Genomic DNA, 24,945 nt, shown 5'->3' with positions numbered 1-24,945 from the left:
GCGCAGCGGGGCGGGGCAGGTCCAGTTCGCCGGGTCGACGGCCGGGTCCGGGGTGGCGGTCGCGGCGGGGGTGACGAGGTCAGCCAACGGGGTTCATCTCCTCCCGCGGGATGCGCGATCCCTGCGGTGCCGGGGTGTTCATGCGGCGGTAGAGGTAGTAGGCGGCGCAGGCGCCCTCGCTGGAGACCATGGTGGCGCCGAGCGGGGTGCGCGGGGTGCAGGCGGTGCCGAACGCCTCGCACTCGGTCGGCTTGATCAGGCCCTGGAGGACCTCGCCGGCCCGGCACACGGCCGGTTCCTCGGTGCGGATGCCGGAGACGTCGAAGCGGTGCTCGGCGTCGTAGGCGCGGAAGGCGTCGGTCAGCCGCCAGCCGCTGGCCGGGATGCGGCCGATGCCGCGCCAGTTGCGGTCGGTGACCTCGAAGACCTCCTCCAGCATGCGCAGGGCGGCCGGGTTGCCCTGCTCGCGCACGGCGCGCGGGTAGGCGTTCTCCACCCGGTGCTCGCCGCGCTCCAGCTGGTGTACGGCGCGCCGGATGCCCTCCAGGATGTCGAGGGGTTCGAAGCCGGTGACGACGACGGGGACGCGGTGCTTGTCGGCGAGGTCCGGGTACTCGGCGGTGCCCATCACGCTGCACACGTGCCCGGCGGCGAGGAAGCCCTGCACCCGGCAGCTGGGAGCGGTCATGATCGCCTCGATGGCCGGGGGGACCCGGACATGGGAGACCAGCAGGCTGAAGTTGGCCACGCCCAGGCGGCGGGCCTGGTGGACGGCCATGGCGTTGGCGGGGGCGGTGGTCTCGAAGCCGATGGCGAAGAACACGACCTGCCGGTCGGGGTTCTTGCGGGCGAGTTCGAGCGCGTCCAGCGGGGAGTACACCACGCGTACGTCGCCGCCCTCGCCCTTGACCCGGAACAGGTCCCGGTCGGTGCCGGGCACCCGCAGCATGTCCCCGAAGGAGCAGAAGATCACCTCGGGGCGGCCGGCGATCTCCAGGGCCTTGTCGATGACCTCCAGCGGGGTGACGCACACCGGGCAGCCGGGGCCGTGGATCAACTCGACCTGATCCGGAAGCAGTTGGTCGATGCCGTGCCGGATGATGGAGTGGGTCTGGCCGCCGCAGACCTCCATCAGTGCCCAGGGGCGGGTGACGGTGGCACGGATCTCGTCCAGCAGCCGGCGCGCCCGCTCGGGGTCGTTGAACTCCTCGATGTACTTCACCGGACCTCGCTCTCGTTCTCCAGACAGGCGTTCTCCTGGCGGGCCGCCTGCTCCCACGCGTCGCCGAACTCCTCTTCCAGCAGCCCGAGTTGGTCGAACAGCTCCAGGGAGGCGCGGGCCGACTCCTCGTCGAGGCGCTGGAGCGCGAAGCCGACGTGCACGATCACGTACTCGCCGACCCGCACATCGGGCAGGTACTCCAGGCAGACCTGTTTACGGACGCCGCCGAAGTCGATCAGGCCGGTGAGGGGGTCGGCCTGGTGGTCGATGGACACGACCTTGCCGGGCACTGCCAGACACATGGATGGCTCACTCCGTCTCGTGGTGGGGTGCGGTGGCCGCGACCATCAGCTGGCCGAGCGCCAACCCGCCGTCGTTCGGGGGGACTTCGCCGTGCCGCAGAACCGTGAAGCCCTCGGCGCCCAGCAGGGCGGCGCACTTGTCCTCCAGCAGGGCGTTGGCGAACACCCCGCCGGTGAGGGCAACCGTGCCGAGGCCGGTGGCGGCGCGGGCCCGGCGGCAGATCTCGGTGACGGCGCGGGCCACGCCCCGGTGGAAGCGGGCGGCGAGGACCGGCGCCGGGGTGTGGCGGCGCCGGTCGGCGAGCAGCGCCCGCAGCATCGGCGCGGGGTCGCAGGCGAGGGGGGCGCCTCCGGTGAGCCCGAAGGGGTACGCCACCGCGTCGGCGTCCCGTGCGCCGAGGGCCGCGGCCTCCAGTTCCAGCGCGGCCTGCGCCTCGTATCCGGCGCGGTGGCACACGCCCGCGAGGGAGGCCACGGCGTCGAAGAGGCGGCCCATGCTGGAGGTGGGCACGCAGGCCACCTGGCGATCCAACTGCTGGCGCAGCAGGGCGAGTTCGGACGGGGAACAGGCGGTGACGCTGGGCAGGTCCGCCGCCCAGGGCAGGCCCGCGGCCCACAGCCGGGCCAGCGCCAGCCGGCAGGGGTTGGCCACGCCCGCGTCGCCGCCGGGCAGCGGGGCGGGGGTCAGGTGGGCGAAGCGGCGGTAGCCGGTGTAGTCGGCGAGCAGGATCTCGCCGCCCCACACGGTGCCGTCGTCGCCGTATCCGGTGCCGTCGAAGGCGACGCCGATGACCGGGGTGGTGCCGTCGAGGCCGTGTTCGGCCATGGTGGAGGCGATGTGCGCGTGGTGGTGCTGGACGAGCCGCAGCGGGAGCCGGGCGCCCGCGCGTCTGCGGGCCCAGCGGGTGGAGTGGTAGCCGGGGTGCCGGTCGGCGGCGATCAGCCGGGGGGTGACGTGGGTCAGCCGGGTCAGGTGCCGCTCGGCCCGCCGGGCGGCATCCAGGGTGGCCAGGTCCCCCATGTCGCCGATGTGCGGCCCGAACCAGGCGAGGTCGCCCTCGCCGAGGCAGGGCACGTTCTTCAGGTCGCCGCCGACCGCGAGCGCGGGCCGTACCGGGACCGGCAGCCGCAGGGGGCGCGGGACGTAGCCGCGCGAGCGGCGCAGCACCTGTTCGGTGCCGTCGGGGCGGACCCGCAGCAGGGAGTCGTCACAGGGCCCGGCGATGGGCCGGTCGTGGGCGAGCCAGGCGTCGGCGAGCCCCGCGAGCCGGGTCAGGGCCTCGGTGTCGTCGGTGACGATGGGTTCGCCGGAGCGGTTGCCGCTGGTCATGACCAGCACGCGGGGTCCCGGCGGGTCGCCGGGCAGCCCGAACAGCAGGGTGTGCACGGGGGTGTAGGGCAGCATGATCCCGAGGTGCGGGCTGCCCGGACAGACCTGCGCGGCCAGCTCCCCTGCCGGGGTACGGCGGCGGACCAGCACGATGGGGCGGCGGGGCCCGGTCAGCGCGGCGCGCTCGGCGGGGGTCAGGTCCGCGAGGCCCTCGGCCACCGCGAGGTCGGCGCACATCACGGCGAACGCCTTGCCGCCGCGCTCCTTGCGCTCGCGCAGCCTGGCGACGGCCTCCGGGTCGGTGGCGTCGCAGGCCAGGTGGTAGCCGCCGAGCCCCTTGACGGCGACGATCCGTCCGGTGGCGAGCAGGTCCCGTGCCGCCGCGAGGGCGTCCGCGTCCCGCGCCGGGCGCACGCCGGGGCGGGTCAGGGTGAGCCGGGGCCCGCAGCGGGGGCAGGCGACGGGCTGGGCGTGGAAGCGCCGGTCGGCGGGGTCGCCGTACTCGCGGGCGCAGTCGGGGCACATCGGGAAGCCGCTCATGGTGGTCGCCGCCCGGTCGTACGGCATGCCGGTGGCGATGGTGAAGCGGGGCCCGCAGTGGGTGCAGGTGACGAAGGGGTGCCGGTGTCTGCGGTCGGCCGGGTCGGCGAGTTCGCGCAGGCAGTCGGCGCAGGTCGCGGTGTCGGGCGGGAGCTGGGCGCGGCCGGCCGCCCGCTCGGTGGAGCGGATCGCGAAGGGTCCGGCGGCGCCCGTGGCGGGCAGGTCCTCGTGGGCGACGCGGGTCACCGTGGCCAGCGGCGGCGGCCGGTGGGCCAGCAGTGCGCAGAACCGGTCCACCTCCGCCGCCGGGCCCTCGACCTCGATCAGCACGCCGTCGCCGGTGTTGCCGACGAACCCGGCCAGACCCGTCTCTGCGGCCAGGCGGTGCACGTACGGCCTGAAGCCCACTCCCTGCACGGTGCCGTGCACGGTGAGCCGGCGGCGGACCGGGCCGGTCGCGGGAGCGGTCATGCGACGGGCGCGGACTCGGTGTGGGGGTGGTGGTGTCCGTGCGGATGCGGGGCGAGGGGCGGCCGGTGCGCGGGGGCGCCCTCGCGGGCGGCGAGCGCGTGGTCGAGGAGGGTGCCGACGCCTTCCCCGGTGCGGGCGCAGGACCGCACGATCTCCACTCCCGGATTGACCCGCCGCACATTCGCCCTGAAGGCGCTCTCGTCGAACCCGGCGGCCTCGGCGAGGTCGGTCTTGGTGATGACGACGACATGGGCGGAGCCGAACGCGGTCGGGTACTTCAGCGGCTTGTCCTCGCCCTCGGTGACCGCCATCAGCACGATCCGCAGGGTCTCGCCGAGGTCGTAGGAGGCCGGGCAGACGAGGTTGCCGACGTTCTCCACGAACAGCACCGAGGTGTCCTCGGGCAGCCAGCCGGTGAGCCGTTCGCGTACCTGGCGGGCTTCCAGGTGGCAGAGCCCGTCGGTGAGGACCTGCTGGACGGGGGCGCCGGAGCGGGCGAGCCGGACGGCGTCGTTCTCGGTGGCCAGGTCGGCGGTGAGCGCGGCCACGGGCACGCCCCGCGCGACCGCGTCGGCGAGCATCCGGCCGAGGAGTTCGGTCTTGCCGCTCCCCGGACTGGAGAGCAGGTTGACGACGGCCACCCCCCGCCCCGCCAGTTCCTCGCGCAGGCGCGCGGCGAGGTCGTCGTTCTTCGCCAGGACGGCCTGTCGGACGTCGGACCGGCACATGGGCGCTGCTCCTCGGGTCGGGCGGCTAGGCCCCGGAGGCCGCGTCCCGCGCGGCCCCCAGGTGTCACCGATCTTCGGCCGTCGCGGGTGCGTGGGCGGCAGCGCAGCCGGGTGCGCCGGGCCGTTTTCCATCGAGCGGCCCAATGCGGCGGCCGGTGCGTCCGGGTCGGCCAGCAACAGCGCGACGAGCCGGTGCAGCGCGGTGACGGCGGGTTCGACGGCGGCGCGCACGGCGGCGCTGAGTCCCGGCAGGATGTCCTCGTCCCCGGCGGGCAGCACCTCGGGTTCACAGGCCAGCACCAGCACGCGGGGCAGCGGCTCGTCGCCCAGGTGGGTGGCCAGGGCCAGCACCTTCGCGGGGTCCATGCCGTGCGCCTCCGGCGGGACGGTGCCGTCGGGGGGTTCGGCCTCGATCAGGGACAGCGTGCCGGGGCGCCGTCCGCGCCGGGCGGCGTCCACGAGGACGGCGGTCCGGCACCCGCCGAGCAGGTCGTAGGCGAGGTCCAGGCCGCGGATGCCGTAGTCCCGCACCCGCGCCCCGGCGGGCAGGGGGCGCTGTTCGAGGGCGCGGATCACCTCGGGTCCGAAGGCGTCGTCGGCGAGGAAGATGTTGCCGACACCGGCGACGAGGAGGGGGGCGGTCATCGGGCGGCTCCCGCTCCGGCGCCGCCGGTCCGACGGATACAGGCGGTCCGGCCGGTGCCGCTGGCGCGGCCGGTGAGCGGGAGGGCCGGGTCGGGTGGTGCGGTCAGTGGCCGGGGTGAGCCCGCCGGGGTCTTGCGGACGAACGACGACCGCAGGGCGTGGTACGGCGCCCGCGGGTCGAAGAACAGGGCGTGCATCCGGGTCAGTTCGGCCCGCCGGTACTCCGCGAGGGGGCGGTGCCGTTCGTCGGCGGCGCGGGCGGACGCCTTCGCGGCGATACGGCGGCCCAAGCCGGGGTCGGCGGCGAGGGTGGCCGCGAGCCGCCGCACCGCCGGGGCGAACTCGCCGGGAGCGGCCGGTACGAGCCGGTCCACCAGGCCGAGCCGTTCGGCGCGGGCGGCGCTCACCGGCAGCGCCTCCTCGGTCAGCCGCCGGGCCTCGTCCGGGCCGACCCGGCGGGGCAGGGTGTACGTCCAGAACTCGGAGCCGTACAGGCCCATGCGCCGGTAGTGCGGGTTGAGGACCGTGCCGGTGCGGCACCACACCTGGTCGGCGGCGAGGGCGAGCATGGCGCCGCCCGCGGCCGCGTTGCCGGCGAGCGCGGCCACCACCAGCCGGTCGGTGGTCCGCAGCACCGCCTCCACCAGGTCGTCCATGGCGTGCAGGTTGATCCAGGACTCCCGGCCGGGGTCCGGGGCGGCCTCGATGACGTTCAGGTGGATGCCGTTGGAGAAGAAGTCGCGCGGCCCGCCGAGCACCAGGACGCGGGTGGGGCGGGTGAGCGCGTGCTCGTAGGCCGCGAGCAGCCGGCGGCACTGGCCGGTGCTCATCGCGCCGCCGGGGAAGGAGAAGCTCAGCAGGCCCACGTCGCCGTGCTGCCGGTAGCGGATGTCGGTGTAGGTGCGCCGGGTCTCGGGCAGCTCCAACGGGGCGGGGACCTCCGGGAGTTCGAGGGCTTCGCGGGCTCCGAGGACATCGGTCGCGGGGCGGCGGAAGGGTGCCGGGTCGCCGGAGTTCCTGCGCTGGCGCAGTTCCGGGATCCAGACCGCGCCGTCCCGCGTGGCCCGGCAGACCGCTCCCGCCCGCCGGGCCAGCAGCTCGCCGGGCCGGCCGCGCAGTTCGTCCTCCGGGTGGCCGCCGTGCAGGAACAGCTCCCGGCCGAGGAGTTCGTCGAGGACACCGGGCCGGGAGTCGGCGCCGCGCAGCTTGCGCAGCACCGTCTCGGTGTCGTCGCGCGCCCAGTCGATGCGCCGCCGCTCCTGGCGGAAGGGGTCCCGCCAGACCACGTCGATCGAGGGGTCGCTCTGCGGCCGGGGCTTGAACGCGCCCTCCGCGTGCCGGCGTACGGCCGTGAGGACGGCGGTGACGGCGGCGTCGGCGACCTCGTTGCGGTACAGGTCGCTCTTGCCGACGGGCGCCACGCGGAACGGCTCGGCCGCCCAGACGGGCCCCGCGTCCATGCCGGCCTCGGCCTGGAGCACGGTCACGCCCCACTCCCCGGACTGCCCGGCGACGGCCCAGTCCAGCGCGGCGGGCCCCCGGTCGCCGGGCGGCCCGGGGTGCACGATCAGACAGGTGTGCTCCCGCCACACGTCCTCCGGCAGGGCGGTGGTGAGCATCGGGGCGATGACGAGGTCCGGGCGCGACTCCCGTACGGCGGCCCGCACCGGCTCCTCGCCCTGCGCCGCCAGGACGACGTCCACGCGGTGTCCCCGGTCGGAGAGTTCGGCGTACAGGCGCTGGGAGAGGCTGTTGAACGCGCTGGCCACGAGCAGGATGTCCATGACGCGGCATGCTCACCCCCGCGCCCCGCCCCGCGAAGGACCGCCACGGAGTTTCACCCCCGCCGACGGGTGCCCTTGCGCCATCTGGACCGCGCGGGACGGGCGCCGGGGGCGGGACGGGGCCCAGGGTCCGGGCGGGTACGGGAGACCGGGTCGGCGCGTACGGGTCCGTGCCGTGTCGCCCCGCCTCCTCCGGGAACCCGGTCCCTGCTCCCGGCGGAACCGAACGGCTATGGAGGTCCCATGACGACGCAGGTCGCAGCAGGCTACGACGAGCGGGGCGAGGTGCCGCTCGCCGGCTACGCGACCCTCGCCTCCGTGTTCGCGGCGGGCACCGGCGCCTTCGCACTGCTGGCCCGGCGGCGGGGCGTACGGCTGCCCGAGCGGGTGCCGCCGTGGGACGTCGTGCTGCTCGGCACCGCGGCCTACAAGGCGTCCCGGCTGGTGGCCAGGGACAAGGTCACCAGTTTCGTGCGGGCGCCGTTCACCCGGCGGACCGGCGAGGGCGAGGCGAACGAGGTCGTGGACGAGCCGCGCGGCCGGGGTGTGCGGCGGGCCGTAGGCGACCTGCTGTCCTGCCCGTTCTGCGTCTCCGCCTGGGCCGCCGGGACGCTGGTGTGCTCGTATGCGGCCGCGCCCCGGCTCACCCGGCTGGCCTGCGGCGGCTTCGGCGCGCTGACCGCGGCGGACTGGCTTCAGTACGCGTGGACGTGGACGCAGCAGACCGCGGAGGACTGAGCGTCATCGCACGGCCGACGACCGGAGGGCCGGGCGTCATCCCCGTCGGCCGTCATTCCTCGTCGGCCGCCGGGATCAGCTCTATGTCGAGCACGCCCTCGTCCTGGAACAGCTCCGAGGTCAGCCGGGCCGGGTCCTGGGTGCCCTCCAGTTCGAGCAGGACGCGGGCCGCGTCGTCCGTGCGACCGGGCAGCCGTTCGACCTTGACCTGCACGATGCGGAAGCCGAGCCGGGTGCAGGTCTGCATCAGGCGGGGCAGCAGGGCGGAGCCGGTGCGGTAGGTCAGCCGGGCCTCAAAGGCGGCGGCCGTCGTGCCGGGGACCAGCCGGCCGGAGAAGTAGGAGTAGCCGCGCACGACGAGGAAGTGCAGCGCGGTCACCGCCAGCGCGAGCACGGGCAGCCCGCCGCCGCAGGCCATGCCGACGGCACAGGTCAGCCAGACGGTGGCGGCGGTCGTCAGGCCCCGTACCGCGTCCCGTCGGACGAAGATCAGGCCGCCGCCGATGAAGCCGATGCCGGAGACGATCTGGGCCGCGACACGGGAGGGGTCGAAGGAGACGTGCTCCAGGCCCAGCACCGCGGTGAAGCCGTGCTGGGACACCTCCATCATCAGCGCGCTGGCGATGCCGACCAGCGTGTGGGTGCGCAGGCCCGCGCTCTTCTGCTGGGCCGCGCGCTCCCAGCCGATCAGGCTCGACAGCACCAGCGCGAGCCCCAGTTCGGCCAGTTGCCTGGGTCCCTGGCCGTTGTGTATGTCCCACAACGGTGCCGCCAGCCACACTCCCGCCATGCACACCTCGCATGTCTCGCGTTCGATTCGTCCTGCCGCTCGCGCCTACCCCCGAGGTGGTCTCCTGACGCTACCGGGACGGCCCCGGCCGCGCCCCTCGGCATCCGGCCGATGACGTGGGTACCCGGCCGGGGGGAAACGTGAGGAAGGGGACGGACGCATGCGGCACGACGAGATGATCGGGAAGGTGCAGGCGCTCGCCCGGCTGCCCGACCGGGGCTCCGTCGAGCGGGCCACGCACGCGGTCGTGGCGACGCTGTCGGAGCGGCTGCCGTCCGGGCTGGCCCGGCATGTGGCCGCCCAGTTGCCGCCCGACATGGCGGACGCGATGCGGCGGGCGGCGGACGCGGGCACGGTCTCCGCGCAGGAACGGGAGCCGGGCACCCCTTGTGTTCGCGGCTCCGGCGCGGCGGGCGAGCGGTTCGGGCTGACCGCCTTCGCCGGGCGCATCGCCGACCGGGCGGGCACCGACGAGGACACCGCGCTGCGGGACGCCGCCGCCGTACTGGAGGTCCTGGACGCCGCGCTGGCCCCGGAACTGACCGAGCGGATGGCGGGCGCGCTGCCGGCGGACATCCGGGAGCTGCTGCCGGTGGAGCGGGCGAGCGGGGGCGCGGAGGAGGAGCGCTGAGCAAGGGCGGCGGCGCGGCGCACCGGCGGGCAGGCACCGGTCGCCCATATCGCCGTGCGCGTGCGCACACGGAGGGCACAGGGAGCAGCGACCGCCCGCCGCCCCGCCCGGAAAGGTGCCCGATGGCCTTCTCCGCCCGCTCCCGGCAGCGGCCCTTGCCCCTGCTCTCCACACCGGTCTGGTCGCGGTGTACGACCGAGGCGTGGCGGGCGCTGCGGGACGTGCTCGACGCCGCCGTCGCCCGTCACCGCACGGACCCAGCTCCTGAGTGGGTCAGCGACGTCCGGGTCTGCCCCGGCGGCGCCGGCGCGTACGGGCGGCGCGGGGCTTCGACGGGCGGGTCACCCATCGGTCCTCGACCTGATCGAGCCCGAACAGCAGCAGACTGAGAACGGGGAGCAGCAGAACCGCGACGGTGATCAATGGAGGTACCCCCTCCTGGCCGACGACACCCCGCGAGTGCCCCGGCGCTACCCGCCCACCGGGGAGAGTTGTGGAGGTCCCGTGACCGCCACCCGCACCAGGGCCGCGTGGCCCACGTCCACTGTCACATCACTCGCCCCGTGTCACATCTCCGGGCGGACGCGCGTCGTCTCCGTATGAGCGGAGAACAGGAGCGGGCCATGGATGTGTACGCGGCGGTGCGGAGCCGGCGGGCGGTGCGCGCCTTCACGGACGAGCCGGTGCCGCGGGAGGTGCTGGAGCGGGTCCTCGGGGCCGCCGCCCGCGCGCCCTCGGGCGGCAACCTCCAGCCGTGGCACATATACGTGCTGACCGGCACGCCCCTGGCCGAGCTGAAGAAGCGCGCCGGTGCGCGCGCCGCGGCCGGGGACCCCGGTGACGAGCGGGAGTACCGGATGTATCCGCCGGACGTGGGACCACCGTACCGCGAGCGGCAGTCGGCGGCGGCCGCGCGGCGGTTCGGGGCGCTCGGGATCGGGCGCGGGGACGCGGCGGCCCGGCGCGCGGCCGTGGCGGCCAACTGGGCGTGCTTCGGTGCCCCTTGCCTGCTGCTGTGCTACATCGACCGGGACATGGGCGCCGCCCAGTGGGCCGACCTCGGGATGTATCTCCAGACGGTGATGCTCCTGCTGCGCGCCGAGGGGCTGCACAGCTGTCCGCAGATGGCCTGGTCGGTGTACCGGCGGACGGTCGCGGAGGTGGTGGGGCCGCCGCCGGAGCAGGTGCTGTTCGCGGGCCTATCGGTCGGCCGGGCCGATCCGGTGGTGCCGCACGCGCGCACCGGCCGGGCTCCGGTCGGGGAGACGGTCACGTTCGTGGGCGGGGGGTGACCCGCGTGCGGGCGCTGGGCGGGCCGGGTGGGCGGGGGTGTGCTTACGGTGCTTCCAGGAGCGTGGGACGGGAGCGACGGTGGGCGATGCGCGGCGGCGGGCGGCCGGGCCGGGGGGTGGCGGGCGACGGGCGGGGTACGGCAGCCGGCCCGCGTACTCGGTGCGGCTCGCGGCCTCCCCGCGCCCCGAGCCGTCGGAGCCGGTGGCCGAACGCACCGTGCCCTGGCTGCGCGTCGCCGCCGCCTACTCCTGGCGGCTCATCCTCGTCGGCGTCGTCGTCTACGGCGTCTTCAGCGTCCTCGGCAGCTTCCAGCTGATCGCCGTCGCCCTGTTCCTGGCACTGGTCATCACCTCGGTGCTGCGCCCGCTCGCCGACCTGCTGGACCGGCTCCTGCCGCGGCCGCTGGCCGTCGCCGCCGCGCTGGTGGGCAGCCTGCTGGTGCTCCTCGCGCTGCTCGCGCTGGTGGGCAACGCGGTGGCGGGCGAGTCGCCGCGGCTCGCGGGCGAGTTCCGCGGCGGTGTGCACCGGATCGAGGAGTGGCTCCAGCGACCGCCGTTCCGGCTGAGCCCCGGCCGGCTCTCCGCGCTCGAACGCCAGGTGACGAACTACCTCGCCGCGCACCGCTCGAACCTGCTGAGCAGCGCCGTCAGCGGCCTCGGCCGGGTGGTGGAGCTGGTGACGGGCGGGGCGCTCGCGCTGTTCGCCTCGGTGTTCTTCATCCACTCCGGGGAGCGGCTGTGGGCCTGGGCGCGCGAGGAGCTGCTGCCGGCCGGGGCGCGCACGGCCTGGGACCGGGCGGGGCGGGCGGCCTGGCTGACCTTCGCCGGGTACACGCGCGGCATCATCATCGTGGCCGCCACCAACGCGGTCCTGGTGGGCGTGGCACTGCTGTTGCTGCGGGTGCCGCTGGCGCTGCCGCTGACCCTGCTGGAGTTCTTCGCCGCGTTCGTGCCGCTGGTGGGTTCGCCGGTGGCGCTGGCGGTCGCCACGGTGGTCGCGCTGGCCGGGCGGGGGCCGCTCACGGCGCTGGCCGTGCTGGCGCTGATCGTGGTGATCGGCCAGCTGGAGGGGCATGTGCTGCACCCGGTGGTGATGAGCTGGGCGGTCCGGCTGCATCCGCTGGTCGTCGCCGTGTCCGTGATCGCGGGCAGCATCGTGGCGGGGGTGATCGGCGCGATCGTCGCGGTTCCGCTGATCTCGGTGGTGTGGGCCGTGCTGCGGGCGCTGCGGGCCGTACCGCCGTGAGGGGCCCTCGGACCGCAGCATGATCGAACACTGGATCACTTGTTCCCTCGAACAGGTGGACGTCGTTCATCTGACCGCCGTGACTACGCCGACCGGGTGATACTTACGTTGTGCGAGTGACGGGCTGCAGACCGTGTTCGAGCACAGGTCCCACTCAGAGATACACCGCAAGGAGCAGCACGACCATGAACATCCTCACGAACGTCCTCGCCGGCCTCATCCACCTCGTCGGGTGGCTGGTCTGACGCCGAGGGTCAGATGAAGCAGAGCGGCGCCGTCTCCCCGTCCCAGGGAGGCGGCGCCGCCGTCGTGTGGCAGAGCCGGGTCAGCGCAGCGCCGCGGCCACCAGCGCGGCGATCTCCGCCTCCGGCACGGCGCCGCCGTTGACCAGCCGGTCGAAGACGAGCCCGTCGACACAGCGCAGCAGCCAGACCGTCCGCTCCTCCGCGCCGGCCACGCCGCGCGCCGCGAGGACCAAGGACGTGCTGCACCATGACATCACCGAACTCGCCACTCCCCTGCCCTCCTTCGTCTCCGGCCGGGTCGCCCTGCTCGGCGACGCGGCGCACGCGATGACCCCGAACCTGGGCCAGGGCGCCTGCCAGGCCCTGGAGGACGCGGCATGCCTGGCCGCCGCGCTCGCGGACGCGCCCTCGCTCCCCGTGGCACTGGCCCGGTACGACGCCGAGCGCCGGCCCCGCGCCCAGGCGGTGGCCCGTGCCGCCCGCCAGGCGGGCCGGATGGGCCAGCAGCTCTCCGGCCCGCTGGCCGTCGCCCTGCGCGACACCGCCCTGCGGCTCGTCCCGGCCAGGGCGGCCATGCGGACCATCCTGCGGCATGCCGACTGGACCCCGCCGACGATCCCGGCGGGGCATCGCACGCCGTGACGCCGTACAGACCGCGACACCGATCCCGCCGGACGCCCGTCCGGCCGTGCACGCCGTGACACCGTCCGGCCGTGCAGCCGTTCACTCCGTAGACCCCATCCCGCCGCCGAGCCGGTCGCGCGCACGCGCGGTCGGTCGTACCGGCCCGATCGCCCGATGGCGTCGCTCGCGCTGCGGCATCGGGAACGGGCATGCCGCCGAACACGTCGTGCCGTCGAGCGCGCCGGGCCGTCGATCCCGCCGTCCAGCCGCTCCCCTCGTGCACACCGATCACCTCACAGCGTCGCTCGCGGCCGTGACGCAGCCCACCTCATGACGCCGAAGCCGTCGTGACATCCAGCACATCGCCCCGCCGCACGCGCCCTTCCGGCGAGGAGGCATGCGTAGGCCCGGACCCGTTGGTCACCCGGAGGCCTATGCGAAATGGGCGTACAGAGCAGGCCGTACGACGGGTGGTGCGCGCGGTCCGGCTCGATCTGTCGGCCGCGGCGGGGAGTCTGCGCCGGGCCTGTGCCCGGCCCGGCCGGGAGCGTGATCTGGCCGCGCAGGCACTGAAGGCGGCGCTGGCCGCGTGGCTGGCCTGGCTGATCGCGGGCTGGTGGCTGCACGCGCCGGCGGCGTTCGTGGCGCCCTGGGTCGCGGTTGTCCTGGTGGAGTCCACGGTCTACCGCTCCCTCGCGCACGGCCTGCAGCAGCTCGGGGCGATCACCGCGGGCACGGTCGCGGCCACCGCCGTCGGCCTGGTGCTGCACAGCACCGCGGTGGCGATGGCGGTGGTGCTGCCGCTCGCGCTGCTGCTCGGGCACTGGCGGCGCCTGGGCAGCCAGGGCGTCTACGCGGCGACCGGTGCCCTGTTCGTGCTCACCAACGGCACTGTCAGCGTGCCGACCTCCGCCGACCGGATCGCCGCGGCGGTCTTCGGCGCGGGGGTGGGCATCGCCGTGAACGCGCTGGTCCGCCCGCCGCTGTATCTGCGCGACACGCGGGCGGTGCTGCGGGACGCGACCGAGGAGGCGCACGACATCCTGCACGCGGTAGCCGACGGGCTGACCTCCGGGCGCTGGGACGCGGAGGAGGCGGGCGCCTGGCACGAACGGGCGCTGCGGCTGCACCGGCACGTGGACGAGGCCCGCTCGGCGGTCGACTGGAGCCGCGAGAGCCTGCGCGGCAACCTGCGCCGCCGCGGGTCCGTACCGCTGCCCGGCAAGGGCTACGACGACGCCATCGCGGTACTGGACTACGCGGCCGTGCACATCGCCGGGGTGACCCGCACGGTCCTGGAGGTCGCCGCCGAGGACCGCGCCGCGCCCCGGCCGCACCCCGGACTCGCCCGCACCTACGCGCGGTTCCTGTGCCGTACCGCCCGCGCCCTGCGCCTGTACAGCCACAGCCTCTTCGATGCCGCCCGCGAGGACGAGCTGCGCGCCGAGGTGACCGACCTGCGCGCCACCCTCGACACCCTCCGCCAGGAGCTGGCCCGGTCCACCACGGGCCACCCGGACGACCTCGCCACCTACGGCACGCTCCTCGCCCAGGCCAACCGGCTCACCGACCACCTCCTGGCCTCCGCCGGGTGAGCGCCGTCACGCGCCGGCGGCCCGCACCACCCCGAACTCGGCGTCTCCCACCGCCAGCACGCCGTCGCCGACCGGGCGGCACCGCACTCCCCCGCCGCCGCGCAGCGCCCGCTGGGCGCCGGGCCCGAGAGTGACGTCCATCCAGGCGCAGGGCCGCGCCGCGCGGCGCACCTCCAGTTCCACCGGCCCGGTGCCGCAGTCGAGGAAGACGGTCGCGCCGATGTGGGCGTCGATGTCCACACCGCGCAGCAGCACATTGCGCCGGGTGAGCAGCAGGCCCGCCTCCGGTGACCCGGTGCGCGGGAGCCGTTCGGCGGCCATCAGGGTGATCGAGGCGTCGCGGTGGGCGGGGCGGTTGAAGTACCGGTCGCCTTCGATGCCGAGCCCGGCGCGCACCCGGACGCTCTCCACCAGTTCGCCGGGCGGCAGCCCGGGCAGGCCGTCGCCCGGCCGGCCGGCCATCCGGTGCACCGGGGAGACCAGCAGCTGAGGGATCTCGACGCGTGCCACGCTTCGAGCCTACCCGGCGCCCCTCCCGGTGCGGTCGGGGAGTTCCGGCGGGCGCCCCCGCGCCTGCCGGCTCGCTGCCCGGTCAGCCGGAGGCGAAGGTCTTCAGCTGCTTCTCGCTGCCGTTGAAGCGATCGTGGTCGCCCACGGTCTTGCCGGTGGAGGTGTACTGCCACATCGTGTAGTACGCCCAGCCGGCCGGCAGGGTGCCCGCCGTCGAGGCGTAACGGGCGATCCACAGCGGGTTGGTCGCGCTGAACCCGCTGTAGTTCCCGGTGCACTCGGTCCACCAGTTGGTGGCGGTGTAGATCACGGCGGCGCGGCCGGTGCGGGCCTTGTAGCGGTTGAGGAAGTCGCGGATCCAGCCGACCATCTGGCTCTTGGTCTTGCCGTAGCAGTCCCCGCCGTACGGGTTCCACTCGATGTCGAGCACTCCGGGCAGCGTCCTGCCGTCCGCCGACCAGCCGCCGCCGTGGTTCACGAAGTAGTCCGCCTGTGCGGCGCCGCCGGTGCTGTCCGGGGTGGCGAAGTGGTAGGCGCCGCGCACGATGCCGACGTCGTAGGAACCGTTGTACTGCTGGGTGAAGTAGGCGTTCTTGTAGGAGGTTCCTTCCGTGGCCTTGGTGTACGCCCAGCGCACCCCGCTGCCGTACAGGGTGGACCAGGCGACGTTGCGCTGGTAGCTGGAGACGTCCACGCCCTCGGTCAGACCGGTGCGGGAATCGGAGAGCGAGTCGGCCGTGGGGCTGGTGACGACACCGTCGTGGGCGAGGACGCCCATGCCCATGTAGGCGCTGCCCCGCTCGGGGGCCGCGGCGCGGCTGTCGGGCACGGCCGCCGGGACGGACAGGGTGAGGAGGAGGCCGGTCAGCACGCCGGTGACGGTCAGGCGTGAGCGGCCGCGGGAAAGGGCTCTCGAGGTTCGCACGGCTTCCATCTGACCCGGCATCGGGCCGCACCGCACTCCGGGTTCCGCCCAACGAAGGCGGATGCGCGCGGGTTTGGGCCATCCGGGTGGCCGCCCGGCCGGTCGTGGGCACCCCGCCGGGGGGACCGCGACCGGCCGGGGTCCGTCAGCCGTCGATGCGGTGCTGGGTCCAGAAGGAGGTCAGGTCCGTGCTGGTGGCGGCCTGGGCCGCGGCCTTGAACTCGGCCGTGGTGGACACGCCGTACCAGTGCGCGCTCGCGTAGTCCTTCAGCAGCTTGGCCATGGCGGTGTCGCCGAGGACGCGCTGGAGGTCGTGCAGGGCGCACTTGCCGTAGCCGTAGACCACGGTGGAGTAGCGGGAGGAGTGCGCGTCCCAGTACGCCATCGAGTTGGTGATCTTCTCCGCGCTGGAGGCCCAGGAGACGCTGTTCCAGCAGTTGGACCCGGTGATGCCCTGCGCGAGGTCGGTCGAGTAGTCCGCGAACGCCTCGTCCAGCCAGGGGTTGTTGTACTCGTCGTCGCCGACGATGCCGTACCACCACTGGTGGGCGATCTCATGGGTGAGCGCGGTGCTGCTGACCAGGTCGAGGACGAATCCGGGGTACTCCATTCCGCCGAACCAGTAGTTGTTGTCGAGGACCGCGTCGAGTTCGCCGTACGGGTAAGCGCCGAAGCGGCCGGCGTGGGTGTCGACGGCGGACTTGGCGGTGCTGAGCATCGACTGGGCGCTGGCGGAGCTGATGCCGGACACCGAGTAGACGTTCACGGCGACGCCGGCCGGTGAGGTGCCGGATATCTTGCTGAAGGGCCCGGCGGCCCAGGCGAAGTCACGGACCTTGGAGGCGGTGGCCGTGGTGACGGTACGACCGCTCGTGCCGGGGATGTCGGTGGAGGTGCCGGTGGCCGGGACCAGCAGGGTGCTCGGGTGGTCGAGGGAGACCTTGAAGTCGGCGGCGAGGGAGTAGAAGGCCTCGCCGTTGTCGGTGTACGGGTCCAGGTGCCAGCCCGCGCCGTCGCGGATCGCGAGGACGGGCAGGGCGTTGCCGATGAAGCTGTACGCGCCGTCGTGACCGAAGCGGTCGGCGCCGCTGGGCACGGTGATGCCGAGGTCGAAGCCGATGGTGGCGCTCTGTCCCTGGGCGAGCGGGGCGGGCAGGGTGATCTTCAGCGCGGTGCAGGCCACGGAGAGGTCGCCCGCGGTGCCGCCGGTGACGTTGCCGACCTTGATCGGCATCGCGGAGCAGGTGCCGTGGTAGTTGTCCCACAGCCGCAGGTAGACCTCGCCGAGCGCGGTGGCGGAGGCGTTGGTGAAGGTCACGCTCTCGTGCCCGGTCCAGGAGGTGCCGGTGCTGTCGCTGCTGAGGTTCACCGTGTAGCCGGGCGCGGCGGGGGTGCGGGTGGTGTCGGTGGCCGGGGGCGCGGTGCCGCCGGAGGTGTCGAGGGCGATGTCGTCCAGGACGAAGCTGGTCTGGAGGCTGGAGTCCTCGGTGCCGGTGAAGGACAGGTTCACCGTCTGCCCGGCGAAGGACGACACGTCGAACGTCTTCCGCACGTAGCCGGTGTTCTTGTCGAGATTGGACCAGGTGCCCAGCGTGGTGTCGCCGATCTTGGCGGTCAGCTTGTCGTAGGCGGTGCTCGTGGTCGTCTCGGCGGTGTCGACGTGCAGGTAGAAGCTGAGGGTGGCGGTGCCGCAGCCGCCGGGGATGGTCACGCTCTGACCGAGGCTGTCGGTACGGCTCCTTCCGGTGCCGTCCAGCCAGGCGTACGAGCTTCCGCCGTGCGGGCTCTGCCCGGTACGGCTGGTGATCAGGGTGGACGCGGACGCGGTCCACGCCGGGCTGCCGTTCTCGAAGCCGCCGTCGGTGACCACCTGGGCGGGGGTGCAGTCGGCGGGGGCGGCCGGGGACGCGGTGTGCGCGGCGGCGGGGACGGCGGGGAGGAAGAAGGCGGCCAGTGCGGCGGCGGTCAGCGCGGCAACGCCTGCGGCCTTGTGGGGGGTCGGTCTCACACGCTACTCCTTTTGCGGCGGCCGGGGTCCCGGCCTGCTCGACGGCCGGCCGGCGGGGTTGCGCCGGGGCGGCCGCGTACGGGGCTTGCGCGAGCGCTGTGCTGAGGAACCGGTGGAGCGGGTCGCCTCCCGGTGGGGCCGGGGCGGCGACTGCCGAAAGAGTGCCAGACTTGACCCGTTCATGCCAGATGGCGTCAACCGGCTTCGCCGGTCCGGCGGGACAGGGGCCCGGCCACCGCGGCCACCGGCCACCGCGGCCACCGACCGCCTCGGGACGCGCGTCGGCGCCCCGCCGCACGGCGGGCGGTGTCCGGGCGGTGAGGCCGGGTCAGGCCGTGCGCACCGTCAGGAGCACCGCGCGCAGCCGGTCGCCCGAGGGGGCGGGCCAGCCGGTGGCGACGTGACCGAGGGCGGGCACCGCGGGGACCGGCGGGTTGGCGTCGCCCGGGGTGAGCACGCGGTGCAGGTGCAACACCGTGCCGTGCGGGGTGGGCAGGCGGGTGCCGTCCGCGTCGTCGGCCGGGGCCGGGGTGAAGGCGGCCGGGGTGAGCGGGGCGCCCGTGTAGGCGTGGGTCACCTCGTGGTCCGGGAAGTCGGTGATGCTCTGCGCCATCGCCTGCGTCCGGCCCTCCACGAGCCGCAACAGCTCGGTCACCAGCACCGGGTCGCACAGGCCGTCGTACGCCCAGCGCCTGCCCAGGACGCCGTGCTCCATCGTGCCGACGAGGGCGTGCTCGGCGCCCTCCAGCGGCGCGCCCCGGTAGCTCAACGGCACCAGGTACGCGGTCCGTTCGGGGCTGGTGGTGTCGGTGGCGATCATGATCTCGATGCCGACCTCGCCCTCGGGGTCGTCCAGCCGGAAGCCGCCGGTCTTCTCCAGGACCGGGGTGCCGGGGCCGCCGCGGTACCAGGGGCGGGTGGGCAGCCACCCGGCGAGCAGTTCGACCTTGGACGGGGTGAGAGTCGTGTGGTGGATGACGGCCATGGCGGTGCGGTCTCCCGGTGGTGAGCGTGCGGAACGCCCTCAGCCTCGCACACCGTTCGTGAAGTCCAGCGCAGGGCTCAACGCCGCCCAGGGATTGGGTCCTTCACCGGTCACCGGACCCCAGACCCCGGCGCCCCGCTCCCGCGCGGTGCGCACCGCGAGCGGGACCAGGGCGGCGGGGACGCCGTACACCAGGTGGCAGATCCGGTCGGCCGGGTGCCGCGCGGTCCAGGCGGGCCGGGTGAACGCGGAGACGTAGGTCGACCAGTGTCCCTCGAACGTGACGGTGAGATCGGCGAGCCGGGCGTACCCCGGCGCCGGATGGACGCCGGGGTTGAGCACCACGGTCCCGGTACCGAGCCGCCGCAGCTCCCGGACCAGGCGGCGGCAGCCGGGCAGGCCCTCGGGCGTCGCGGTGACCCGGTCGAGGAAGCAGCCGTCGGTCCGGTACCACAGCCGGTGCCGGCGCACGTCCTCGGCGATCGCGGCCCGGTCCCGCGTGCCGTAGTCGGTGTCGACGTAACCGAGCAGCCGGGCGCCCGCCGCGCGCAGCGCCCGGGCCGCCGCCGTGTAGGCGGGGTCGGGCGCGGCGCCGGGCCCGCTCGCGGGGTTGAGGACGACCGCGCGGGTGCGGGCGGCCGCCGTGATCAACCGGTGCCAGGCGCCCGGCTCCTGCGCCGGGTGCACATACAGCGGGACCAGCAGGCTCACGGCGACGCCGCCCACAGCGCGGCGAGGGCGTCGTCCAGGCCGTGCACCGGGCGCCAGCCCAGGGCTCGTTCGGCGGCGCCGATGTCCGAGCACTGCCAGGACACCTCCGCGGAGCGCGCCGAGCCGCCCCCGTCCTCTGTCAACTGCCCCCGGAATCCGGCCAGTCGAGCCAGCCCGTGCACCAGGTCGCGCACCGGTACGGCCCCGCCGCCGCCGATGTTGAGCACGGGCGGCAGGGGTCCGGGCGTGGTCACGGCGCGGGCGACGGCTTCGGCGACATCGCGGACGTCCACGAAGTCACGGTAGGCCGACAGGTCCCCGAACCGCAGCACGGCACGGGGATCGGGGCCGGCCGTGCGCAGCAGCCCGGCCATCCGGCCGGGCAGGCTCGCCGCGGGCGCCCCCGGCCCCACCGGGTTGCCGATCCGCAGCACCACCGCGTCCAGCCCCGCCGAGGTCACCGTGAGGGTGCCGGCGAGCTTGGTGGCGCCGTAGGGGGTGACGGGACAGGCGGGCGCCGACTCGGTGACCGCCGCACAGGGGGTGCCGGGGCCGTACTCGGCGGCGGAGCCGAGGTGGACCAGGCGGGCGGCGGGGGCCGCCGCGCGCAGCGCGGCGCAGAGCGCGGCGGGCCCCCGCGCGTTGACCTCGGCGAGCGTCACCGGGTCGCCGCCGGTGGCTCCCGCGCAGTTGACCACGGCGTCGGGCGCGGCCGCCGCCAGGGTCTTGGCCAGCCGTTCGGGCGGGTCGGCGGCGAGGTCGACGGTGTACCCGGCGCCGGTGCGGCCCCCGGTGAGCAGGTGCGCGCCGGGGAGGGCGCGCACCCGCTCGGTCACCCGGCGGCCCAGATATCCGGTGCCGCCCAGGACGAGAATGCGCATGCGGGACTCAGGCTCCCTTGAGCAGCAGGGACTTGCGGCTGGTGAACTCGGCGTTGGCCCGGTCGTAGTCGTCGGGGCGGCCGATGTCCAGCCAGTAGCCGCCGAACTCGTAGGCGTGCGGCGGGTTCTGGGCTCTGAGCAGGTCGAGGACGAGTTCGTCGAAGCCGAGCGGCAGACCGGGGGTGTAGCCGTCGAGGGTGGCGCGGGAGAGGCCGTAGACGCCCATGGAGACCCGGTAGTCCATGCTGGGTTTCTCGGTGAACGCGACGACCTTGCTGTGGTCGGTGGTGAGCACGCCGAAGTCGATGTGCACCTTGCGGGCGTAGGTGGCGATGGTGAGCGGGGCGCCGCAGGCGCGGTGGCGGCGCAGGACGTCCGCGTAGTCGAGGTCGGTGAGGACGTCGCCGTTCATCACGAGGAAGTCCTCGGGCAGCCGGTCCTTCAGGTTGAGCAGGGGGCCCATGGTGCCGAGCGGGCTCTCCTCGGTGGCGTAGTCGACGCGCATGCCCCACTGGGAGCCGTCGCCGACGTAGGCGCGGATGATCTCGCCGAGGTGGCCTATGGCGAGGGTGCAGCGGGTGAAGCCGGCCGCGGACAGCTGGCGCAGCACGATCTCCAGGATGGCGTGCTGGTCGCCGATGGGCACGAGCGGTTTGGGCAGCGCGGTGGTGTAGGGCCGCAGCCGGACGCCCTTGCCTCCCGCCAGGATCACTGCGTGCATGGGGTGCCTCCTTCGAAGACGTCGTGACGTGCCGGACGGATCAGATGTTGTAGATGCCGGTCTTGTAGCGGGCCAGGTTGGCCGGGTCGCGGAAGAACTCCACGGTGTGCGCGAGACCTTGTTCCAGGGTGTGCGCGGGGCTCCAGCCGGTGGCGGCGGTGAGCCGGGTCGCGTCGGCGACGAGCCGCATCACCTCGGAGTTCGCGGGCCGGATGCGCGCGGGGTCGGCGCGGACGTCGAGCGGGGTGTCCATGACCTTGCCGATCAGCGCGACGAGGTCGCCGACCGAGATCTCGGCGCCGGTACCGGCGTTGAAGGTGCGCCCGACGACCTGCCCGGCGGGGGCGCCGCCGACGGCGAGGAAGGCCCGCGCGGTGTCCTTGACGAACAGGAAGTCGCGGGTGGGCCGCAGATCGCCGAGGGTGATGGTGCGCTCCCCCGCCGCGACCTGCCCGATGACGGTGGGGATGACGGCGCGCATCGACTGGCGCGGTCCGAAGGTGTTGAACGGCCGCAGGGTGACCACCGGGGTGCCGAAGCTCGCGTGGTAGCTGTCGGCGAGCCGGTCCCCGCCGGCCTTCGAAGCGGCGTACGGGGACTGGGTGTTGATGGGGTGGTCCTCGGTGATCGGCACGGTCTGCGCGGTGCCGTAGGTCTCGCTGGTTGAGGTGTGCACCAGTCGGGGGGTGCCGAGGGCGCGGACCGCTTCGAGCACGTTGAGGGTGCCGGTGACGTTGGTCTCCACATAGCTGTGGGGCGCCTGGTAGGAGTACGGGATCGCGATCAGTGCGGCCAAGTGGTAGGCCACGTCCGCCCCTTCGAGCAGGCCGCGCACGGAGCCGGGGTCGCGGACGTCGCCGAGGACGATCTCCACGTGGTCCAGGACATCCGGGGCGAGGGTCTCCAGCCAGCCGTAGGAGGAGAAGGAGTTGTACTGGGCCATGGCCCGCACCCGGTGCCCGGAGGCGACCAGGGCCTCGGTGAGGTGGGAGCCGATGAAGCCCTCGGCGCCGGTGACGGCCGCGAGCGGTTGGGAGGTCAACTGGTTGGTCCTTCCAGTGAGTCGAGGAAGAAAGGAGGTTCTGGTTCAGGCGTGCCGGGCCGGGCGGCCGAGCAGCCGCAGCGCGCACGCCAGGAGACACGGCACGGCGGCCGCGCAGGCGAGCGGCAGGGCGGCAGGGCCGGGTGGCAGGCGCAGCGCGGTGACCGCGCCGGCCGCGCCCGCGGCGGCCAGGCAGATCGCGGCGGGCGGCCAGGCGGTTCCGAACGCCTGGAGGAGCAGCGCGGTCCACAGGGTGGCCGCGAGCAGCAGCAGGGGGGCCGGCGGGGCGCCGGTGAGGTACGCGGCGGGCAACAGCGGCAGCAGGTAGCCGAGCAGGCACAGGGCGAGGACGCCGGTGGAGCGCAGCAGGAAGCCGGCGGGGGTGGCGGTGGCGCGCAGGGCGGCGACGGACAGGCCCCGGTAGCGGTAGAGCAGCCATTCGGCGGGGCCCATGCTGAGGGTCAGCACGATCACCGCGTACGGCTCCCGGCGCCCTTCGAGCAGCACCAGCAGCCCGGCGGCCAGCCCGAACAGGCCGTACGGCAGCGACCAGCGCATCGGAGGCCGCCGGCCGCCGTCGGCGCCGGGCTCCTTGAGCAGGCGGCGCAGGGCGTCCGCGGTGACGGCGAGGGTGGCGAGCAGCGCCAGCAGGGGCAGGCCGAGGCGGAGCGCGCCGCCGGGGTGCCAGCGCAGCAGGCAGGCGGCGCCCGCGAGCAGCGGGCTCAGTGCGGCGAGCAGTGTCCTCTCCCGCGCCAGGACCAGCAGGACGCCCGCGGCGGCGAGGTAGAGCGACTGGGCGGCGACGGCGAACAGGACTTGGCCGCCGCCGGTGAGCGGCACGGCGAGGGCGGTGGCGAGTACGGCGCCCAGGGGCGCGCCGGCCGCCAGGGTGCGGGCGGCCTCGCGCGGTCCAGTGGCCTTGCGCACGTGGGCGCGGTGGCCGAGTCCCTGGCCCCAGGCCCAGGAGACCAGGCCCGCGAGGATCAGCGCGGCGGCGTGCCGGCCGGGGTGCCACAGGGGTGCGGTGAGCGGGTAGGCGAGGCCCGGCAGGGCGAAGAGCAGCCCGCGCAGCAGGCAGCGGACGTGGTCGGGACGCCAGGGGTCGGCGGCCGGCGCGGGCTCGGGGAAGGTGCGGGGCACCTGCTCGTAGAGGGCGGTGGCGAGCGAGAACAGGTTCGGGTGGCCGTACCGGTCCTTGATCGTCTCGGCGGTGAGGCCCTCGGCCTCCAGCAGGGCGGCGACCTCGTAGGGGTGGACGGCCGGGCCGACGCGGTCGGCGAGTTCGGCGGCCAGCAGGCTGACGGCCGCCTCGTCGGTGCCGTGGCCGGGCAGCCGCAGGGACAGGGTGCGGTCGTCGGGGCGGGCGAGCCGCAGGGCGAGGGTGTCCTGTTCGGCGCCGCCGGGTTCCAGGGCCATGGGTCCGCTCATCCGGCCAGGCTCCCCGCGGCGGTCCGGCGTCCGGGCTCGCGCGCCGGTGCGGACGGGATAGTGAACTCACGTGTCTCGTAGGGGAGTTCGAGGTATATGGAGCGGAAGGTGTCGATGGTCTGCCGCAGGGTGAACTGTTCGATCACCCGTATTCGCGCGGCCTCCCCCATCGCCCGGCGCCGGTCGCCGTCGCCGAGCAGTTCCAGGGCGGCCGCGGCCATCCGTCCGGGGTCGCGCGGTGGTACGACGAGACCGGTGTCGCCCACCGCCTCGCGCACCCCGCCGACATCGGTGGAGACGGTGGCCCGGCCGCAGGACATGGCCTCGATGAGGGTGAACGGGAAGCCCTCGCTGATGCTGGAGAGCATCACGACGTTCCCGGCCGCGTAGGCGTCCTTGATGTCCTCGACGCGGCCCTCGAAGGCGACGGCGTCGGCATGGCCCAGCTCGGCCGCCAGCGCGGCACAGCGCTCCCGGTAGGCCTCGCCGCCGCGAGGCGTGCCGCCGAACAGCCGCAGCCGGGCCTCGGGTATCCGGGCCCTGACGAGGGCGAACGCGCGTATGAGGGTCTCCAGGTCCTTGATGGGATCGACCCGGCCGGCCCAGCTGAGGGTGGGGGTGCCGGGTTCGGGTCCGGCGGGCGGGAAGGCGGCCGGGTCCACGCCGTTGTAGACGGTGCGGATGGCCTTCGGGTCGGCGCCGCCCTGCTCCTCCCAGAGCCGGTTGTAGCGGTTGCCGGGGGTGATCAGGGCGGCTTTGCGGTAGCTCTCCCCGGCGAGCAGCCGGAAGAAGCCGAGGACGAGGGCCTTCACCGGCCAGCGGTAGGGGGCGGTGCGGTAGCCGAGGTAGCGTTCGCGCAGGTAGACGCCGTGCTCGGTGAGCAGCAGCGGCACCCCGTGCCGGTCGAGGGCGGCGAGTCCGGGCAGTACGGCCACTCCCCCGCTGACCGCGTGGGCCACGCCGTGCCGGGGCGCGGGCGCGGCGAGCGGGCGCAGGGCGTGTTCCAGCAGGGCGGTGGCGGTGACCGCGTCGTGCAGGGTGGGGCGCGCCTCGCGCACGGCGAGCCCCGGCCGGTTCCACACGGCGGCGAGCAGGGCGACGGCCCGGTCGCCGCGCAGGAACGGGCTCAGCGTCCCGTCGGCGGCGGCCCGCGCCAGCAGGTACAGGGCGGGCGGGAACTGGTCCTCGGCGCGGGGGTCGAGGAGCGCGGTGAGGAAGCGTTCGTAGGCGGCGGCGAGCCGGGCCAGGACGCGGCCGCGGGGCGGGCGGCCCGCGGGCGGCTCGCCCCACATGGGGACGGAGAGGACCTGCCGGACCTGGGCGGGCAGGTCCCAGACGACGGGTTCGCGCCCGGTGCCGGTGACGGCGATGACGTCGAAGTCCAGGTCGGGCATGCCCTGGACGAGCTGGTCGCACCACACGCTGACGCCGCCGTGGCTGTGCGGGTAGGTGCCTTCGGTGAGCAGGGTGACGTGCGCCGCGGCGGGGCGGCGCGCACCGTGGTGAACGTGCATCGATCGGGCTCCACGGCCTCAGTTGTGGGGTGGTCGT

At 74.7% G+C, this 24,945-nt stretch carries 21 protein-coding genes and 3 pseudogenes; 6 read left to right on the top strand and 18 right to left on the bottom strand.

Annotation, left to right across the window (positions count from 1 at the left end):
- Nucleotides 1–79: 79 nt before the first annotated feature.
- From hypD to ACE4Q9_RS31200, 6 genes and pseudogenes are all read right to left on the bottom strand, one after another.
- On the bottom strand, nt 80–1,222 hold the full coding sequence (hypD, locus tag ACE4Q9_RS31225) for a hydrogenase formation protein HypD (protein WP_397987865.1): 1,143 nt from the start codon (nt 1,220–1,222) through the stop codon (nt 80–82).
- Complete coding sequence (locus ACE4Q9_RS31220; protein WP_397987864.1) at nt 1,219–1,524, bottom strand: HypC/HybG/HupF family hydrogenase formation chaperone; 306 nt, start codon at nt 1,522–1,524, stop codon at nt 1,219–1,221. The genes hypD and ACE4Q9_RS31220 overlap by 4 nt, the downstream gene beginning before the upstream one ends.
- A 7-nt stretch (nt 1,525–1,531) precedes the next feature.
- Nucleotides 1,532–3,865 carry a carbamoyltransferase HypF gene (gene hypF, locus ACE4Q9_RS31215; protein ID WP_397987863.1) on the bottom strand — a complete coding sequence of 778 codons (2,334 nt, stop codon included), beginning with the start codon at nt 3,863–3,865 and terminating at the stop codon, nt 1,532–1,534.
- Nucleotides 3,862–4,593, bottom strand: coding sequence for a hydrogenase nickel incorporation protein HypB (hypB, locus tag ACE4Q9_RS31210; protein WP_397988281.1), 732 nt, complete (start codon nt 4,591–4,593; stop codon nt 3,862–3,864). The genes hypF and hypB overlap by 4 nt, the downstream gene beginning before the upstream one ends.
- A gap of 252 nt (nt 4,594–4,845) precedes the next feature.
- Nucleotides 4,846–5,238, bottom strand: a pseudogene (locus ACE4Q9_RS31205) (hydrogenase maturation protease); the annotation flags it as partial.
- Nucleotides 5,235–7,022: a hydrogenase maturation protein gene (locus ACE4Q9_RS31200; protein ID WP_397987862.1), complete on the bottom strand. Its 1,788-nt coding sequence runs from the start codon at nt 7,020–7,022 to the stop codon at nt 5,235–5,237. The gene ACE4Q9_RS31200 and the pseudogene ACE4Q9_RS31205, both read right to left, overlap by 4 nt.
- A 243-nt stretch (nt 7,023–7,265) precedes the next feature.
- Between ACE4Q9_RS31200 and ACE4Q9_RS31195 the strand changes: the two genes are divergently transcribed.
- Nucleotides 7,266–7,760 (top strand): DUF1360 domain-containing protein, encoded by a 495-nt coding sequence (locus ACE4Q9_RS31195; protein ID WP_397987861.1) that lies wholly within the window; start codon nt 7,266–7,268, stop codon nt 7,758–7,760.
- Nucleotides 7,761–7,812: 52 nt separating this feature from the next.
- Here the strand turns inward: ACE4Q9_RS31195 and ACE4Q9_RS31190 are convergent, their stop codons facing one another.
- Nucleotides 7,813–8,550 carry an MgtC/SapB family protein gene (locus ACE4Q9_RS31190; RefSeq protein ID WP_397987860.1) on the bottom strand — a complete coding sequence of 246 codons (738 nt, stop codon included), beginning with the start codon at nt 8,548–8,550 and terminating at the stop codon, nt 7,813–7,815.
- Between the two features lie 160 nt (nt 8,551–8,710).
- Here ACE4Q9_RS31190 and ACE4Q9_RS31185 point away from each other — a divergent pair, with 160 nt between their 5' ends.
- From ACE4Q9_RS31185 to ACE4Q9_RS31175, 3 genes are all read left to right on the top strand, one after another.
- On the top strand, nt 8,711–9,181 hold the full coding sequence (locus ACE4Q9_RS31185; RefSeq protein WP_397987859.1) for a DUF2267 domain-containing protein: 471 nt from the start codon (nt 8,711–8,713) through the stop codon (nt 9,179–9,181).
- A gap of 623 nt (nt 9,182–9,804) precedes the next feature.
- Nucleotides 9,805–10,473, top strand: coding sequence for a nitroreductase (locus ACE4Q9_RS31180; RefSeq protein WP_397988280.1), 669 nt, complete (start codon nt 9,805–9,807; stop codon nt 10,471–10,473).
- A gap of 79 nt (nt 10,474–10,552) precedes the next feature.
- Nucleotides 10,553–11,719: an AI-2E family transporter gene (locus ACE4Q9_RS31175; RefSeq protein WP_397987858.1), complete on the top strand. Its 1,167-nt coding sequence runs from the start codon at nt 10,553–10,555 to the stop codon at nt 11,717–11,719.
- A gap of 325 nt (nt 11,720–12,044) precedes the next feature.
- Here the strand turns inward: ACE4Q9_RS31175 and ACE4Q9_RS31170 are convergent.
- Nucleotides 12,045–12,191 (bottom strand): annotated as a pseudogene (locus ACE4Q9_RS31170) (TetR family transcriptional regulator); the annotation flags it as partial.
- Here ACE4Q9_RS31170 and ACE4Q9_RS31165 point away from each other — a divergent pair.
- A pseudogene (locus ACE4Q9_RS31165) lies at nt 12,190–12,606 on the top strand (FAD-dependent monooxygenase); the annotation flags it as partial. The pseudogenes ACE4Q9_RS31170 and ACE4Q9_RS31165 sit on opposite strands and share 2 nt — an antisense overlap.
- A gap of 416 nt (nt 12,607–13,022) precedes the next feature.
- Nucleotides 13,023–14,183 (top strand): aromatic acid exporter family protein, encoded by a 1,161-nt coding sequence (locus ACE4Q9_RS31160; protein WP_397987857.1) that lies wholly within the window; start codon nt 13,023–13,025, stop codon nt 14,181–14,183.
- Between the two features lie 6 nt (nt 14,184–14,189).
- Here ACE4Q9_RS31160 and ACE4Q9_RS31155 read toward each other — a convergent pair whose 3' ends face one another.
- From ACE4Q9_RS31155 to pelF, 10 genes are all read right to left on the bottom strand, one after another.
- Nucleotides 14,190–14,693 (bottom strand): molybdenum cofactor biosysynthesis protein, encoded by a 504-nt coding sequence (locus ACE4Q9_RS31155; protein WP_397987856.1) that lies wholly within the window; start codon nt 14,691–14,693, stop codon nt 14,190–14,192.
- An 82-nt stretch (nt 14,694–14,775) separates the two neighbouring features.
- Nucleotides 14,776–15,627: a lysozyme gene (locus tag ACE4Q9_RS31150; protein ID WP_397987855.1), complete on the bottom strand. Its 852-nt coding sequence runs from the start codon at nt 15,625–15,627 to the stop codon at nt 14,776–14,778.
- A gap of 136 nt (nt 15,628–15,763) precedes the next feature.
- On the bottom strand, nt 15,764–17,626 hold the full coding sequence (locus tag ACE4Q9_RS31145) for a M1 family aminopeptidase (RefSeq protein WP_397987854.1): 1,863 nt from the start codon (nt 17,624–17,626) through the stop codon (nt 15,764–15,766).
- A gap of 328 nt (nt 17,627–17,954) precedes the next feature.
- On the bottom strand, nt 17,955–18,611 hold the full coding sequence (locus tag ACE4Q9_RS31140; protein WP_397987853.1) for a 1,4-alpha-glucan branching protein: 657 nt from the start codon (nt 18,609–18,611) through the stop codon (nt 17,955–17,957).
- A 39-nt stretch (nt 18,612–18,650) separates the two neighbouring features.
- Nucleotides 18,651–19,322 carry a spherulation-specific family 4 protein gene (locus tag ACE4Q9_RS31135; RefSeq protein WP_397987852.1) on the bottom strand — a complete coding sequence of 224 codons (672 nt, stop codon included), beginning with the start codon at nt 19,320–19,322 and terminating at the stop codon, nt 18,651–18,653.
- Entirely contained in the window at nt 19,319–20,203 is an 885-nt protein-coding gene (locus tag ACE4Q9_RS31130; protein WP_397987851.1) for an NAD-dependent epimerase/dehydratase family protein, read from the bottom strand. The genes ACE4Q9_RS31135 and ACE4Q9_RS31130 overlap by 4 nt, the downstream gene beginning before the upstream one ends.
- Before the next feature lie 7 nt (nt 20,204–20,210).
- A complete protein-coding gene (locus tag ACE4Q9_RS31125) occupies nt 20,211–20,924 on the bottom strand; it encodes an NDP-sugar synthase (RefSeq protein ID WP_397987850.1) in 714 nt (237 codons plus the stop codon).
- A gap of 40 nt (nt 20,925–20,964) precedes the next feature.
- On the bottom strand, nt 20,965–21,966 hold the full coding sequence (locus ACE4Q9_RS31120; RefSeq protein WP_397987849.1) for a GDP-mannose 4,6-dehydratase: 1,002 nt from the start codon (nt 21,964–21,966) through the stop codon (nt 20,965–20,967).
- A gap of 45 nt (nt 21,967–22,011) precedes the next feature.
- The gene (locus ACE4Q9_RS31115; RefSeq protein ID WP_397987848.1) at nt 22,012–23,394 is read right to left on the bottom strand and encodes a hypothetical protein; all 1,383 of its coding nucleotides are present in this window, start codon (nt 23,392–23,394) and stop codon (nt 22,012–22,014) included.
- Entirely contained in the window at nt 23,391–24,908 is a 1,518-nt protein-coding gene (gene pelF, locus ACE4Q9_RS31110; protein ID WP_397987847.1) for a GT4 family glycosyltransferase PelF, read from the bottom strand. Before pelF ends, ACE4Q9_RS31115 begins: the two co-directional genes overlap by 4 nt.
- Nucleotides 24,909–24,945: the final 37 nt, after the last annotated feature.

Source organism: Streptomyces sp. AM6-12 (assembly GCF_044327085.1).
Lineage (GTDB): Bacteria > Actinomycetota > Actinomycetes > Streptomycetales > Streptomycetaceae > Streptomyces.
Note: the sequence above shows the minus strand (reverse complement) of the source record. Positions and strands in the feature narration are given on the sequence as shown.